Here is a 15904-nt window from a genome sequence, read left to right as displayed (position 1 = left end):
TGGTGATCCTGCTCGCAACCGCGGGGGCCGCGCTCGCCTCGGCAGCCGTCGCCCCCGCATCCGCCCAGCCGTTCGCGCACTGGGCGTTCGGTGCCGTCACCCTGCTGCTCGTCCTGCTCGCCACCCGCGGACGGCCCGGCCCGGCCTGGGCCGGCTACGGCCTGCTCGTCGCGGTCGGCCTCGGCTGGGCGCTTCTGAACGGGCTGGGCGTCGCCGACGGCCTCACCCTCGTGGTGCGGCACGCCGCCACCCTGCTCGCCGGGGCGGTCTTCGCCGTCGGGCTCACCCGTTCGACCCGCACCCTCGCCGTGCTCAACCGGGAGCGCGCGGTCTCCATCGCGACGACCGCGAGCGCCGAAGCGGGTGTCACCGAACGGGAATCGGAACTCGCCCGAGTGAACGCGCTCGCCCGGCCTGCCCTCGAGCGCCTGGCCGGCGGGGAAGACCTCGATCCGCCGCTCCGCGCCGAGTGCCTCATCGTCGAGGCCACCCTGCGCGACGCCATCCGGGCCAGGACGCTCTTCGTCGAACCCGTGATCACCGCCGCCCGCGCCGCACGGCTCCGCGGCGTCGACGTCACCCTGCTCGACGACTCCGGCGGACGGCCCCCCGAGGCGCTCGCCGCGGTCGCGGGCCTCGTCGCCGGCCAGCTCGATCTGCTCGACGCCGGTCGCCTCACCGCGCGGCTCCTCCCGCCCGGCCGTGACGACGTCGCTTCCCTCGTCGTCGAGTCCACGGGCACCCGGATGCTGACGGTTTCGCCGGTCGGAAAGCTCCGCACCCCCTGATCGTGGGTCTGTCCCGGACTCGAACGCGGGGTTAGCGTTGGGCGTTACCAACTTTCCCGGGCGTGGATAGATTTGCTGCGTGCGCTCGCGGTTCTCTGCAGCTTCAGCCGGCGGGGGAGGATCACGTGGCTTCACTGACCGAGATTCTCATCCTGCACGGGCTGCTGCCGATCGAGAAGCTCGACACCCTCATGGCCGGTGACCCGGCCGACGAAAGCGCCGTGCGTGCACTCGTCGACTCCGGGGTGATCACCGAGGCGCAGTTCGCCCGTGCCCGCGCCGAGCAGGCCGGCCTCGCCTTCGTCGAACTGATCGACTTCCCCGTCGACCGGCTCGCCGTCGCCCTCGTCACCCCGGCAATGAGCCGCAGGCACCAGGTGCTGCCGATCGCGATCGAGGGCGGCCGCCTCGTGCTCGCCATGGTCGACCCCGGCAACGTGTTCGCGATCGACGACGTGCGCGAGTCCGCGCGGATGCGGGTCATCCCGGTCGTCGCCGAGAAGAATGACCTGCTCGCCGCGATCGCCCGCTACCACCGCGCCGACGACGAGCTCAGCAACCTCACCACCACCATGGAAGACGAGCAGGCCACCGTCGAGGCCGCATCGGCTTTCGGCGTTTCCGACTCGCTCGACGACGACGCCCCGATCGTGCGCTTCGTCAACCTCCTCGTCAGCCAGGCCATCCAGGACAAAGCCTCGGACATCCACATCGAGCCCGCCGAGCACAACCTGCGGGTGCGGTACCGCATCGACGGGGTGCTGCACGAGATGCAGCGGGCGCCCAAGAGCATCCAGAACGGCGTCATCTCGCGCCTCAAGATCATGAGCGACATCGACATCGCCGAGCGTCGGAAGCCCCAGGACGGCCGGATGTCGGTCAGCCACGCCGGCCGCCAGATCGACCTCCGCGTGGCGACCCTGCCCACGGTCTGGGGCGAGAAGATCGTCATGCGAATCCTCGACAACTCCTCGACGACGATGGACCTGCACGACCTCAACCTGCTCGAGCACAACTACGAGGCGTACAGGAAGTCGTACACGAAGCCCTACGGGATGATCCTCGTCACGGGCCCGACCGGGTCCGGCAAGTCGACCACCCTGTACACAACCCTGAATTCGGTTGCCCGCCCGGAGATCAACGTGATCACGGTCGAGGACCCCGTCGAGTACCGGATGAAGGACATCAACCAGGTGCAGGTGAACCCCAAGGCGGGGCTCACCTTCGCGAGCGCGCTGCGGTCCATCCTCCGCAGCGACCCCGACGTCGTGCTCCTCGGCGAGATCCGCGACCACGAGACCGCGCAGATCGCCATCGAGGCGTCTCTCACCGGCCACCTCGTGCTCTCGACCCTGCACACCAACGACGCCCCGAGCGCGATCACGCGCCTGACCGAGATGGGTATCGAGCCCTTCCTCGTCGGCTCCGCCCTCGACTGCGTTGTCGCCCAGCGCCTCGCCCGCCGCCTCTGCGACCGCTGTAAGGCCCCCGCAGAGGTCACCGTCGAGCGCCTGAACCAGCTGCGCTTCGGGTTCGACCCGACCCAGCCGCTGCCGGTGCTCTACCAGCCCATCGGCTGCCAGAACTGCTCGAAGACCGGGTACCGAGGCCGGCTCGCCGTGCACGAGGTCATGACGGTCTCCGAGAACATCGAACGGCTCGCCGTCGACCGCGCCTCGAGCGCGGACATCGGCCGGGCCGCCCGGTCGGAGGGAATGATTTCCCTCCGTGATGACGGCTGGGAGAAGGTCCGCATGGGCCTGACCTCGATCGAAGAGATTCTGCGAGTTGTTGCATAGCGCTCGTCGCATGCCGAAAGGAAAGAACGCATGGACAAGCCCATCTATGAAATTCCGGCCGTCGAGCCGGGAGAGAACGTCTCCTGGTGGGACCAGATCGCGGCCGGCCCCGCCGAGAGCGCTGCCCTCGAGAAGGCGGATGCCGAGCGCACCGCCGCCGAGCAGGTCGCGGCCGAGCGCACCGCACGCCTCCAGGCCGCGGTCGACAGCGCGGCGGCCGAACGTCGCGGCGCCGGAATCGACGAAACCGGCGGCCACGGCTTCGAACGCCGCAGCGTCCGTCGCGCCGAACCCGATTTCGCCCCGGCGCCCCTCCAGGGATTCGCGGCCCCGGCGGCATCCGCTGACGAGGACCTCGACGACATCGATGTGAACCAGGCCGAACCGCCCCGCTCCGCGATCGACTACACGCTTCCGCTCCCGGTAGCGGCCCCGTACACGCTCCCGCAGCCGGTGGCCGCACCGCACACTCCCCTGGGCACGCAGCCGATGGAGCCGCCCACCGGGACACCTTTCGTCGTTCCCTTCGTTGTGCCCACTGCCGCCCCCGAGCAGGAGCATCTCGCCGACCCGGCGCTGACCCCGCCGCAGCCGTACGTCTCGCATAACACACGCCCGGCCGGTCGCCGCGCCGCGATCCAGGCCGAGCCGGAGACCCACACCGAAGGCGCCCGCCCGCATTCCGCCGTGCACGTCGGCCCCGACGGCCGCCCCGCCGACCAGGACCTGATCGACGCCCTCCACCTCGTGCTCGAGCTCGAGGCATCCGACCTGCACATCACCGTCGGCGCCCCGCCCACGATCCGCATCGACGGCGCCCTGCGCCCGATCGAGGGCCTCCCGGCCTGGATGCCGGAGAAAGTCAGGACGGCCCTCGAGAGCATCATCTCGCCCGCAGACCTCGCACGATTCGAGGACGACCGCGAGCTCGACTTCGCGTACACCGCCGCCGGCGCCCGGTTCCGGGTGAACTTCTACCACCAGCGCAACTCGATCGGTGCAGCCTTCCGGCTCATCCCGCGCGAGATCAAGCCGCTCAAGGAACTCGGCGTGCCCGAGTCCGTCGGCCGCTTCTCTCTCCTGCCCCGCGGCCTTGTCCTGGTCACCGGGCCCACCGGTTCCGGTAAGTCCACGACCCTCGCCGCGATGGTCGACCTCGCCAACAGCACGAGGCCCGACCACATCGTGACGGTCGAGGACCCGATCGAGTTCCTGCACAAGCACAAGAAGTCGCTCGTCAACCAGCGCGAGGTCGGCCACGACACTAAGAGCTTCGCCGCCGCGCTCAAGCATGTGCTGCGCCAGGACCCCGACATCATCCTGATCGGTGAGCTCCGGGACCTCGAGACCATCTCGGTGGCCCTCACCGCCGCCGAGACCGGCCACCTCGTCTTCGCGACCCTGCACACCCAGGACGCCGCTCAGACGATCGACCGCATGATCGACGTGTTCCCGCCGCACCAGCAGGGTCAGATCCGCACCCAGCTCGCGGCGACCCTGCGCGGCGTGGTTTGCCAGACCCTCGTGAAGCGCGCGAACCAGAAGGGCCGCGTGGTCGCGACCGAGATCCTCGTCACGACGCCGGCCATCGCCAACCTCATCCGCGAGGGCAAAACCCACCAGATCACGTCGATGATGCAGGCCGGTGGCGGCGACGGAATGCACACCATGGACCAGCACCTCGCCGACCTCGTCGACTCCGGCCAGATCACCCGACAGGCCGCTCTCGACAAGGCGCACGACGTGGAGAGCCTGCAGCAGCTGATCAAGCGTGCCGACACGACGACCGACGACTCGTCCCGAACGATGGGCGGCGGTGGCGTCGACTACGGCGACACCTACTCCATCCCTCAGCGCTGATGTCGACCGCAACGGCCTGGGCCTATGTCGGCCGGGACAACAACGGCAAGACCGTCAAGGGCAAACTGGATGCCTCGAGTGAAGGGGCCGTGGCCAGTCGCCTCGGCAGCATGGGCATTTCACCCATCTCCATCAAGGAATCGGCCGAGGGCACCGGCCTGAACCGGGAAATCAACATTCCCGGCTTCACGAAGGGTGTCGGCCTCAAAGACCTCGCGATCATGAGCCGCCAGATGGCGACCATGATCGGTTCGGGCCTGTCCCTGCTGCGCACGCTCAACATCCTGGCGGAGCAGACCGAGAACAAGCCGCTGGCGAAGATCCTGAAGCAAGTTCGCGACGACGTCGAGACGGGCGTCTCGATCTCCGAGTCGTTCGCCAAGCACGGCCGCGAGTTTCCGCCGATCATGATCAATATGATCCGGGCAGGGGAGACCGGTGGTTTCCTCGACCGCGCCCTCGAGTCCATCGCGGCGAACTTCGAGAAGGAGGTCAAGCTGCGAGGAACGATCAAGTCGGCGCTGACGTATCCCGTGATCGTCCTGATCATGTCTCTCGTGTCGGTGATGATCATGCTCATTTTCATCGTTCCGATCTTCGAGGACATGTTCCACGGCCTCGGCTCCAGCCTTCCATTGCCGACAATGATCCTCGTTAACGTGTCACACTCGATGGTCTACGTTGTTCCCGTCCTGGCCGTTGGGATCATCGTCTTCAGTATTTGGTGGGACAAGAACAAGCACACGGACCGGGTTCGCCGGGTGATCGATCCGTTTAAACTCAAGCTGCCGGTTTTTGGAAATCTCCTCAAGAAGATCGCAGTGGCCCGCTTCAGCCGCAACTTTGCCAATATGATCGGCGCAGGTGTGCCGATTCTTCAAGCGCTCAAGATCGTCGGCGAAACGTCAGGCAATTGGGTCATCGAGGACGCGCTCACAAAGGTCGCTGAGTCAGTAAGACAAGGGCAATCGATTTCTGCTCCGCTGTTGGCCCAGCCGGTCTTTCCGCCAATGGTTACGCAGATGATTGCCGTCGGCGAGGATGCTGGCTCGCTGGAGACGATGCTTAATAAGATTGCCGACTTCTACGATCAGGAGGTGGAGTCCTCCACGGAGCAGCTCACAGCCGCAATCGAACCTCTGATGATCGCCTTCCTCGGCGTGATCATCGGCGGCATGGTCATCGCGTTGTACATGCCGATCTTCAGCATCGCGAGCGTTATCAAATAGGACAGTCCGAAATCCGCCCTCGTATTGGGGGTGCAATTGCATGCAATACCCCTCATTCATGGGTCGCCGCTGAAAACCTCCTGCAAATACGCTTAGAGCCCGATCGGACCCGACGGCCGGTTCACTGACACCAACGAAATGGATAACACTGTGCTTGCTCGTAGCCTCGCCGCCCTCAACCGCCGCCGCAACCACCTCGACGAGAACGAAAAGGGCTTCACCCTGATCGAACTCCTCGTCGTCGTCATCATCATCGGTATCCTCGCCGCGATCGCCATTCCGGTGTATCTGAACATCCAGAACAATGCCAAGGACAGCTCGGTCAAGTCCGACCTCACCAACGCAAAGATCGCGGTCATTGCTTACCAGACCGCCAACGGCGGACTGCCGGCAGCGATCGACGCCGCGACCTTGGGAACATACGGCTTCACGAAGAGCGACAACACTTTCAGTATCGCTTGGAAGGGTACCGTGGCGGCAAGCGCCACGAACTTCTGCATTGACGGAGTGGGCACGACTACCAACAAGTTCAGCATCAAGGATTCCGGCGCCGTTCTTACGGTGGCATGCCCGTAACAGGAACCCTCGGCTATGTGAATGCTGGTGGGCGCGCCGACTTCGGCACCCCATCAGCATTCATGTTGGTGCCACTACGTGAACTGTTCTCGACGGAGGTGACGAGTGAACATTTTCCGGTCTTCTCGAATTCATTATTCGGACACGTCGGGGTTCTCTCTCGTCGAGGTGCTCGTCGCGATGATGGTCTTTGCTGTCGTCGCCCTAGGGGTTGCGTTCGGAATAGTCACGTCTCTGGTATTCACCAAAGAAACCCGGTCGCGTGAGGTCGCGACAAATCTAGCGTCGCAAGAGATTGACCTCGACCGGTCTTTCAACGACATATTCGCCGTCGTCGACGCACCCCCATGGGACCAGGTCGTCAACGGAACGACCTTCCACGTCGCTCGCACGACGAGCTGGGTGTCCGAGGACGATTCCACAAAGGTGTGTGGTTCAGGTGGTGGCACCCTGCAATACAAACGGATCAATATCTCGGTCACCTGGGACGGTCAGAGCGCCGCGACTCCCGCTGTTCAAGCGGACACGCTCATCGCTCCCAACAGCCGCATCAACGATCCAGCCCTCGGAACAATCATCGTGTCGGTGAAGTCGGCATCGGGTGCCGGCACGCAGGGAGTCAGCGTGACGGTGACGCCGAATGCCATCGTGCCCAACACCGCGGTTGCCCTGGCCTCGCCAACCCTTCCGGTGACGGATGCCCAAGGTTGTACTTTTGCTCTGCGCGTATCGCCTGGAAAGTATGACGTCAAGATCACCAAGACGAATTACGTCGATATCAATCAGAATTCCACAGTTACGAAATTGGCTGATGTGGTCGCAGGCGGCGCAGCGGCGCCTCCCTTTGACTTCGATAACAGCGCACGATTCGATCTCGACTTTGCCTCGAACTATACGAGTGGAAATCCGGTCCAACCCACGAATCTGGACACGACTTTCATCAGCACTGTTGGTGGGGTCTATGTCACGCAACTGGGCGTTGCAACGAGCGCATATTTGTTCCCCTTTTCCGGGGGATACGCTGCGCTGGCCGGTGCGTACGTTGCACCCGTTGGGTCAGCACCGTCGTGTCTTAACGTCGACTCAGCGATGTGGACTACACCAGCCGCTGATGGAGCAGTCGGACAAGCGCTGCCGACATCAGCTGCTGCGCCAGGAGGAAACGTGCCAACGAACATTCCAATGGGCGTGTTGACTGTGAACGGTCTGACGGCCAACAACTTTGTAACGGCCGTTGGACAGTCGGCTCCTCTCGGATCGGGGGACCCCGGATGCGGCATCCACGCGATCTATAAGTTCCCGAAGCTGACGTCTTCTACGACAACGATTGACCTTCCCTTCGGCTCATGGACGCTTTACACGGGCACGACGGCAGGGAGTACAACGACAGTGATCCCCGCCACAGCGGCAAGAATGGTGTTGCTGACCCGAGGAATACTAACCCCGTTGTCCTCGATCGTGACTCTTGATCCTCGACTAGTGGTGCCATGAGCCGGCGAATCCGGGTGGGCTATCAGTCAGATAGCGGCTTCAGCCTGGCTGAACTACTCGTAGCTATGGCGATCTTTGGGGTGATCATGGCAATTGTGATGGGATTCTTCGCGAGCGCAACGCGTGCGTCCCGGGAAAATGCAGCGATCGGCACCAATACGGAATCTGCTTCGAATGGAATGAACGAAATATCCCGGATTCTTCGGGCTTCTACCGAGAACCCGGTGATCAATCAGGCCATCGACTCTCCTGCCTTCGTATCAGCGGGTACCGGGAACGAAATCGTAACTATTTACGCGTACGTGAACCTGAGCTCGGCGGCTGAACAGCCGGTGAAGGTCCAATTCAGTCTCGATTCGAACCGGAATCTGATAGAAACACGATGGGCAGGAACTCCGATTACAGCTGGGTATTGGTCATTTACGTCGGGTGTACCAACAACGCGTACCCTCGCCGGCGCAGTTATTACAAGGACGGGCACTAACCCGTATCTCTTCACTTACCGGGCCAAGGATGGCACGCCGATCCCTGTTCCGACCGCAGGCTTCACGGACGCGGACCTCAGGACGATAGCTTCCATTCAGGTAACAATCGCCATCGGCGCAACGAGCACGGCGACTACGGCGATCGTCACCCTCCAGAACACTGTTGGACTACCGAATCTGGACATTGCGAGGACGCTGTGATCACTTGGCGCTTGAAGCGAGCGGGCGTCCGTGATGATGACGATGGAGTCGCGCTCATCGCAGTGATCGGCATCGGCGCAGTCCTCTTGCTACTCGTCACGACGATGCTCGCCTCGAGCGTGAGCGGCCTCGTGAAGGCGGACAACGATCAGGACTGGAATGCCGCGATGTCCGCAGCCTACGCGGGCGTCGAAGAATATCAGAGCAAGCTGGCAAATGACAATACCTATCAGCAGTACGGCAGTTTGGCGACTTCCTTCAGTACGGGAAGTTCCTATACGTCGACGGACGCCAACCCTGCCTTTGGGATAGGTGCGGGAGGGAGCTGGGCCGCAGTCGACGGCAGCGCAGGCAGGGCGGCGTACCGCTACGAGGTCGACAATTCGAAATACGCAGCAACGGGAGTTATCCGATTGCAGGCGACTGGACGCGTCGGAAAGATAACGCGGTCCGTCGTCGCTGACCTGAAACAACAGGGCTTCATCGACTATCTGTACTTCACTGACTATGAGATCCAGGATCCGGCTCTGTCGTCGACGTCGTGCATCCCTGCCTACGGGTGGGCGGTTTCATCGCGGCCCAATTGCACTGCAATTCAGTTTGGGCCAACAGACGTGATTGCTGGACCTGTTCATTCAAACGATGTACTTCGCATATGTGGTTCCACATTCAAGATGAGGGTAACAACCGCGTATCAGCCCACCACTGGTGATCGGTACATCCTGCCGTCGGGTTGCTCGACGCCGACATTCGCGATTGCGAAACCGGAGTTCGCGCCCGTTGTCTCTATGCCTCAGACCAACCTCCTACTCAAGCAGGAGACGAGGTCCGACCTGACAACGACTGGTGTTCCTCGACCGGGATGCCTATACACGGGGCCGACGACCATTACATTCAACGCCGCGGGAACGATGACGGTGAGGTCGCCGTGGACCAGGAAGACAAACGTGGCGGGCGATCCGGCCACGAGTGGGACAGTGAGCGCCACCTGTGGGACGCCGGGCACCGTTGCGGGTTCGCTGGGCAGTTCGACGGGCCAGACAATATCGGTGCCTGCGAACAACTTGGTTTATGTGCAGAGTGTGCCACGCACTTCTTCAGACCCTAACTATTGGGCCACTGGAACGTATCCATCCGGGTTCACGTGCGCTTCGGCCTCAGGGAGCTCAGGGACGAGCAACGGCTTAGGTTACCCAACCGTAAACGAGCAAGCCCCTTCTTCGACGTCAAGTGCGCCGTCGTATGGATGCGACAAGGGGGATGTATTTGTCAAAGGACAGGTGCACGGTGCATTGACAGTGGCATCGGACAACTATGTGTACGTCGTCGGCGACATCACATATGTCGATAAGCAAGCAGACATACTCGGACTCGTCGGACAGAATGCAGTTTGGGTTTGGAATCCAGTGGACTCCAGAAGCAACCTTCTAGACCCCGCTACGACAGGTCGAGAAATTGACGCTGCCATTCTGAGCGTTGGTCACACATTCATCGTTCAGAATAACGACGATGGCCTAAAGGGTGTTTTAACCGTTTACGGGTCGATAGCCCAGAAGTTTCGCGGGCCGGTCGGTACTGCGATGGTGTCGGGAGGAGTGACGACTTTAGTTTCTGGATACTCGAAGGCGTACGCCTACGACCCACGCCTTCGATACAGCGCCCCACCCAAGTTCTTATCGCCAGTCTCCACTTCCTACGGCGTAACCGTCCTAGTCGAGAGCAAGACTGCATTCAACTTCGATGGCACGCCGAGATGATTGTTCCGGGGGTCTTCATAGTGTCGGCCATTGGTGTCTTTGGCCTCTTGATCGGCTCCTTCCTAAACGTCGTCGTCTATCGGGTTCCGGCCGGTCTGTCTGTCATTTCGCCCTCCAGCGCGTGTCCAAAGTGCCAGGTCCTGATTAAGGCGTACGACAACGTTCCTGTCGTATCTTGGATGCTTTTGGGGGCGAAATGCCGTTCGTGTCACGCACCAATTTCAGTGCGTTACCCACTCGTTGAGCTGGGAACGGGAGTCGCATTTGCAATCGTCGCCCTATGGCGTCACCAGACTGAGAGCACAGCGGGGGCGCTCGCTGGATCAAGCAACGCGCTTTCCCACCAAATCCTCACCTTGGTAGCCTTCCTCTATTTCGCGGCCATCAGCATTGTGCTTGCACTGATCGATTTGGACGTTCAGAGGTTGCCGAATTCCATTGTCCTTCCGAGCTATGCTGCGGCGTCAATTCTGCTCGGCACGGCCGCGATCCTCGTCGGTGACCCTGGAACACTCGTGCGCTCGGCAATCGGATTTGCCGCCTTGTGGATGGCCTACTTTGCAATGGCCACTGCTTATCCCGGGGGCATGGGGTTCGGTGACGTCAAGTTGGCGGGCCTCATTGGGCTCTTCCTCGGATATCTGGGCTGGGGTGAACTCGTAATTGGCTCATTCGCGGCGTTCTTACTAGGTGGGCTCTATGCATTAGGTCTGGTCGTCACGCGCCGTGCCAACAGGAAGAGTGGCATCCCTTTCGGCCCTTGGATGCTGGCTGGCGCTTGGGTCGGCATTCTCTGGGGATATCGCCTATGGGACGGCTATCTGACGCTCATCGGTTTCACGCAGTAGTGACATTCATCACCGGCAACAAAGGAGCAACATTGTGACGACAAGTGTCGTGGGGATAGACATCGGCAGTTCGGTCCTGCGAGCCGTTGAAGTCGCTGACCTGCACTCGGCCAAGCCTGTGCTGCTCCGGTATAGCCAGATCGGATTACCAGTCGGCGCGGTTGGCAGTGGCGAGGTCATCGAACCGAATACGGTCGCCGCAGCGCTCAAGCAGCTCTGGTCGTCCGGTGGATTCAAATCCAAGAACGTCGTGCTCGGCATGGGCAACCAGCGGGTGCTCGCCCGCGACCTGAGCGTTCCGAAGATGTCACTCGCCCGCATCCGTGAGACCTTGCCGTTCGAGGTGCAGGAGATGCTCCCGATCCCGGTCGCCGAAGCTCTGCTCGATTTCTACCCGATTTCGGAATCCGAGGGGGAGCATGGCCCCGTGGTCAATGGGCTCTTGATCGCGGCAGTCAAGTCGGCTGTGCTCGCGAACGTCAAGGCCACCCAGCTCGCGGGGCTGACGACTGTTGACGTGGACCTGATTCCATTCGCCTTGACGCGCATTCTCGTCAGCAGACCGGGCATCGTCGGCACGGTCGCGTTGGTCGATATCGGTGGCAGTACCACGAGTGTCGTCATCGCGACGAACGGGGTTCCGCAATTCGTGCGAATTATTGCTACAGGCGGTGATGACATTTCGCGAGCGCTGCAGGACGAACTCAAATCCACTCCCGAACAGGCCGAGTCGGCCAAGTGCGGTCTCGGCTTGGCCACCGGAACAGTGCCTGAGGTCGATAAACGTGCTGTGGAGGTCATTTATAAGATCGCGAGTGAACAGTTGACGAGTCTTCGCAACACCATCAGCTATTTCGTCAACACCCGACCGGCTAACCCGGTGGGACAGATCGTACTCAGCGGTCGTGGCGGGCAATTGCGCGGTTTGCCCGAAGCTCTCGCCGAGATGACCCGAATGCCGGTGATCGTCGGGGACCCGTTTGCTACGGTCGGTCTCGCGCGGGACGTCGATGCGAACGACCTCCGTCTCAGCGGTTCGACGTTTGCCGTGGCGCTCGGCCTCGCCCTGGGAAGTGCAGCATGAGTCGCGCCAGCAAGGCCAGCAAGGCCGCCGAGGTCGTCGTTGGCGGTGTGCCCCGAGTAGATCTCCTCCCCCCCGAAATCTATAAGGAGCGTGCTGCGGCCGTCATCCGGCGGCGTCTGCTGATCGGCGTTTTCGGTGTGATCGCCATCATGGCCGTCGGCGCCGGCGCCTCGACGGTGCTTGCGCTTCAGGCGCAGGGCCAGCTCGCAGATGAACAAGCACGCACCTCGAGTCTCCTTGCCGAGCAGACGAAGTACATCGAAGTTCGATCCGTGCAGGCGAAAGTCACTCTTGTGCAAGCAGCCCAGCAGGTTGGGGTGTCGACGGAAATCGACTGGAAGAAGTACCTCGACAGCGTGCAGGCCACGCTGCCGTCCACAGTCTCGATCGACACGGTGACTCTCGACTTCGCTTCCCCGATCTTCGCCTATGCGCAGCCCACTGCGCCGCTTCAGGGCGCCCGTGTCGGCACGGTGACGTTCACCGCGAAGAGCGCAGTGCTACCGGATGTCCCTACCTGGCTCAATGCCCTCTCCACTCTTCCGGGATTCGCTGACGCACTGCCCGGCTCCGTGAGTCTGGATGCAACCACGAATGTCTACACCGTCGACATCACTATGCACGTGAATGATGCCGCATACGCCAAGCGCTTCGCGACTTTGGGGAAATGAACATGGACAAGAACAGGATCTGGATAATCGGGTCGGGCGTTGTTATGGTTGCCGTCCTCGCGATGGGCCTGCTGCTCGGCATCCAACCGCAGCTCGCTGCGGTCGCGGCAGCCGATCAGGCGCGCGCCGCCGTTGAGGCGTCGAATGCAGGGCAGGCAGCGGTGCTGGCCAAACTCAAGTCCGACTATGCCGGTATCGAAGCGCTCAAGGCCGAGCTGGTTCCCTTGCAAGCGTCCGTGCCAAACGGCACGGAGATGCCGAGTTTTGTCACTCAGCTCGATGCGCTTGCAGGGTCGACATCAGTGACGCTGACCGGTATGACGGTCGCAGATGCCGTTCCATACGCGGCGCCAACTGCCCTCGCTTCGACAGGTACGAATGAGGCTACGACCGGAACCCCCGCCGCCGTCATGCCGGTCACGAACGCTCAGATTACGGCAACGACGTTCGCTTCGCTTGCGGTGTCGATCACGGTCACCGGAAGCTACGCCCACGCTCTCGAGTTCATCAGCGGACTCCAGAGCGGCCAGCGGCTGTATTTGGTGACGGGAATCAATACCGCGCCCCTGGCCGCGGACTCCACCGCCGACGCGAAGAAAGGCGCGACAGCGGGCGTCACGGCCACAATCACCGGCCTCGTCTACGTGCTCGTCCCACCCGCGACTGCGGCGACACCCGCGGCGACTGCGGCCGCGACGCCGACGCCAACTCCGACGCCCGCCGCGAAATAGCCCGAGCTTGGTCGCCCCGCCGAATCACAAATCGCGCGGCCAAGCTCCCGATCGGGGGCCGGGCATGTTGTTATGGTTGCTGCAGAGAGCTACGGCCACCCGGCCCGCGAGGAGTGCAGCATGAGCGACCCGACATCAGACGAGCGCAACACGACCCCCGAGACGGATGCCCCGACGGCCGCGTACGCGCGGTCCGAGACGGACCCGACCGACCAGTCGGCTCCGGGCGAGCCGGCGCACGCCGCCGCCGCAGTGCCCGCTGACGAGTCGGCACCGGTCCCGCTCGCCGAGCCCGCGGCATCCGCGCCCGTCGCCCCTGTCGTCGTCCCCGAGCCGGTCGGCGAGCCGATCTCCTACGAGACGCCCGCGGCCGTCTCGGCCGAGGCCGCACATGAGGACGCCCAGGTCGCCACGCAGGACCGGACGGCAGCGGAGCATGCTCCCGTCACCGACTACACCCCCGGCTACACGCCCGCGGTTCCCGTGCAGGCGCCCGCGGGCCCCATCTACATCCAGGCTCCGGCCCCGCCCGTCGACAAGGGCAACCGGGGTGCGGGCGTGCTGCTCGTGCTGCTCGCGACGGTCATCTACGCCATCGTCTACGCGCTCGTCGCCTTCGGCATCGCCGGGGCCGGCAGCGGCTCGGTCGCCGACGCCGCCGCGAAGTTCACCGACTTCATCGTGCTTCCGGTCTTCTACGTGCCCGCCGTGTTCTTCTTCATCGGGTTCTCCCTGCTCGTGCTGATCGTCAACCGCGGCGGCTGGTGGGCATACGTGCTCTTCGGCTTCCTCGTGGCCGTCATCGTGTACTTCTCCTACATCGGAGCGGCGCTGCTGACCGTGCAGGCCTGGAACTTCACCCCGTCCGAAGCGGTCCGCTTCATCACCGCGCAGTGGCTCAGCCCGTACGCGATCGCCGCCGCCGTCGTCGCCCGCGAGGTGCCGATCTGGTTCGGCGCCTGGATCGCCCGCCGCGGACGCACCGTCACGGCCCGCAATGCCGCCGCCCGCCAGGACTACGACCGCCGCCTCGCCGAAGGGCCGCAGCTCTCCCGTCCGCAGTAATCCCGAACAGTCCGAAGCCGGCCGGCGGAATCGCCGTAGCGGTGCAGCCCCCGCAGCGGGGGAGTGAGGCCTGAGCGATGCGCGACTATCAGCGATACGCGGCCGTCGTCGCCGTGTTCGCGGCCGTGCTCTACGCGGCGCTGCTCGTCGCGGCCTTCGGCATGATCAGCCTGCTCGCCGACATCGAGGTCATCCCGGTGACGGATGCCGGCCCGCTCGTCGGTCCCGGAATGGCGGCGGCGGCCGTGTTGCTGGTTTTCGCTCTCCTGCTGTGGCTCGGGCTGCGGGCATCGCCGCGCCGCCAACGGGTGGCGCTCGGGTACGCGGCCGGAACCGGCATCGCCGCGTTCCTCGGGTTCGTCGTCGCCGGCTCCGTGCTCTATCCCCTGGGAAACGGGCAACTGTTCAGCGGGCTGACCTTTGCCGCGGCGGTTCTGCGCGAGCCGTTCGCGGCGACGACCGGCATCCTCGCCTTCGTCGTCACCCTGCTGTATTCGCTCGTGCTCGCCTCCCGCATCAACGAACACGGCCGGCCGCTGTGGCCTTGGGAACGCCCGGACGAATAGGGCGAAATCTCCCCGCCGAACACCTGCGGCATCGAGTAACCTTAATGTCCATGGATGGTTCCATCGAAGCACGCGTCGGCGATGTCGTCGACGACTGGCTGAGCTGGCTCCCCAAGTGGCGACCCGGCACGCACACCCGCAGGACGCGGCTGTGCCGCACCTGTTTCGGTTCGCCCGTCATCCGCGCCGCCGGCCTCACGACCGATGTCCCGCACGCGGTGCAGCACGCCCTCGCCATGCGCGTGAAGGCTGTGATTGACGCCTCCGTCGACGCGTACACCGAGTCCACCCTCCCGCTGCTCAGCCGGGAGATCCGCGCGAACGAGGAACGCAAGGCCGCCGTGGCGAGCTATCGCCCGGCCGACGGCCTCGACCCCGAGTTCGCCGGCCTCGAGCTCGACCCGCCCGCCGAACGTGAGGCGCCCTACCTCTTCACCTTCGCCGAACTCGCCCGCCCCGCCTCCCCGGCCGCGTTCGTCGCCGAACCGGCGCCACTCACCGCGGAGGAGAAGGCGGCAATTCGCGCCGAGCTGCGCCTCGCCGACGAGTACGCGGCCGAGGTCGGCGGCCAGGTCTGCATGGCGTTGTACCGCCATCGTGAGCGGATGCGGGCCGCGGTGAACGAGTTCGTCGAGCCCTGGGTGCAGTCCCTGCTCGCCGATCTCGACAGCACCCTCAACTCCCCGCTCTGGCCTCACGGCCTGTGAGTCGCGGACGAGTGGGGGACAAGCCGCGTGGGCCACGCGCGTGCCC

At 63.7% G+C, this 15904-nt stretch carries 15 protein-coding genes and 1 pseudogene; all 16 read left to right on the top strand.

All coding sequences use genetic code 11. The features are described 5' to 3' along the window. On the top strand, nucleotides 1–788 hold a 788-nt coding region (locus QN357_RS04275), incomplete at its 5' end, for a hypothetical protein (RefSeq protein ID WP_323504591.1). 125 nt (nucleotides 789–913) lie between these two features. Beyond that, the gene (locus QN357_RS04270; protein WP_134449871.1) at nucleotides 914–2587 is read left to right on the top strand and encodes a GspE/PulE family protein; all 1674 of its coding nucleotides are present in this window, start codon (nucleotides 914–916) and stop codon (nucleotides 2585–2587) included. Nucleotides 2588–2617: 30 nt separating this feature from the next. Next, nucleotides 2618–4447, top strand: coding sequence for a PilT/PilU family type 4a pilus ATPase (locus tag QN357_RS04265; protein ID WP_323504590.1), 1830 nt, complete (start codon nucleotides 2618–2620; stop codon nucleotides 4445–4447). Next, nucleotides 4447–5676: a type II secretion system F family protein gene (locus QN357_RS04260; RefSeq protein WP_323504589.1), complete on the top strand. Its 1230-nt coding sequence runs from the start codon at nucleotides 4447–4449 to the stop codon at nucleotides 5674–5676. The genes QN357_RS04265 and QN357_RS04260 overlap by 1 nt, the downstream gene beginning before the upstream one ends. Nucleotides 5677–5814: 138 nt before the next feature. After that, nucleotides 5815–6252 (top strand): type II secretion system protein, encoded by a 438-nt coding sequence (locus QN357_RS04255; RefSeq protein WP_323504587.1) that lies wholly within the window; start codon nucleotides 5815–5817, stop codon nucleotides 6250–6252. A 105-nt stretch (nucleotides 6253–6357) separates the two neighbouring features. Beyond that, nucleotides 6358–7743, top strand: a complete 1386-nt coding sequence (locus tag QN357_RS04250) for a type IV pilus modification PilV family protein (protein WP_323504586.1) — start codon at nucleotides 6358–6360, stop codon at nucleotides 7741–7743. Then, nucleotides 7740–8429 carry a prepilin-type N-terminal cleavage/methylation domain-containing protein gene (locus QN357_RS04245; protein ID WP_323504585.1) on the top strand — a complete coding sequence of 230 codons (690 nt, stop codon included), beginning with the start codon at nucleotides 7740–7742 and terminating at the stop codon, nucleotides 8427–8429. Before QN357_RS04250 ends, QN357_RS04245 begins: the two co-directional genes overlap by 4 nt. Continuing rightward, on the top strand, nucleotides 8426–10186 hold the full coding sequence (locus tag QN357_RS04240; RefSeq protein ID WP_323504584.1) for a hypothetical protein: 1761 nt from the start codon (nucleotides 8426–8428) through the stop codon (nucleotides 10184–10186). The genes QN357_RS04245 and QN357_RS04240 overlap by 4 nt, the downstream gene beginning before the upstream one ends. Continuing rightward, nucleotides 10183–10455: pseudogene (locus QN357_RS04235) on the top strand (prepilin peptidase); the annotation flags it as partial. The gene QN357_RS04240 and the pseudogene QN357_RS04235, both read left to right, overlap by 4 nt. A gap of 87 nt (nucleotides 10456–10542) precedes the next feature. Then, a complete protein-coding gene (locus QN357_RS04230) occupies nucleotides 10543–11034 on the top strand; it encodes an A24 family peptidase (RefSeq protein WP_323504592.1) in 492 nt (163 codons plus the stop codon). Nucleotides 11035–11068: 34 nt separating this feature from the next. After that, a complete protein-coding gene (gene pilM / locus QN357_RS04225; protein ID WP_323504583.1) occupies nucleotides 11069–12118 on the top strand; it encodes a type IV pilus assembly protein PilM in 1050 nt (349 codons plus the stop codon). Next, on the top strand, nucleotides 12115–12789 hold the full coding sequence (locus tag QN357_RS04220; protein ID WP_323504582.1) for a hypothetical protein: 675 nt from the start codon (nucleotides 12115–12117) through the stop codon (nucleotides 12787–12789). The genes pilM and QN357_RS04220 overlap by 4 nt, the downstream gene beginning before the upstream one ends. 2 nt (nucleotides 12790–12791) lie before the next feature. Then, complete coding sequence (locus QN357_RS04215) at nucleotides 12792–13520, top strand: hypothetical protein (protein WP_323504581.1); 729 nt, start codon at nucleotides 12792–12794, stop codon at nucleotides 13518–13520. Nucleotides 13521–13640: 120 nt separating this feature from the next. Continuing rightward, complete coding sequence (locus QN357_RS04210; RefSeq protein WP_323504580.1) at nucleotides 13641–14585, top strand: hypothetical protein; 945 nt, start codon at nucleotides 13641–13643, stop codon at nucleotides 14583–14585. 77 nt (nucleotides 14586–14662) lie between these two features. Further along, complete coding sequence (locus QN357_RS04205; RefSeq protein WP_323504579.1) at nucleotides 14663–15151, top strand: DUF6121 family protein; 489 nt, start codon at nucleotides 14663–14665, stop codon at nucleotides 15149–15151. A 50-nt stretch (nucleotides 15152–15201) separates the two neighbouring features. Then, complete coding sequence (locus QN357_RS04200) at nucleotides 15202–15858, top strand: spermidine/putrescine ABC transporter substrate-binding protein (protein WP_323504578.1); 657 nt, start codon at nucleotides 15202–15204, stop codon at nucleotides 15856–15858. The last annotated feature ends 46 nt before the right edge of the window (nucleotides 15859–15904 follow it).

It is taken from the genome of Cryobacterium sp. RTC2.1, from assembly GCF_035018685.1.
GTDB lineage: Bacteria > Actinomycetota > Actinomycetes > Actinomycetales > Microbacteriaceae > Cryobacterium > Cryobacterium glucosi.
Note: the sequence above shows the minus strand (reverse complement) of the source record. Positions and strands in the feature narration are given on the sequence as shown.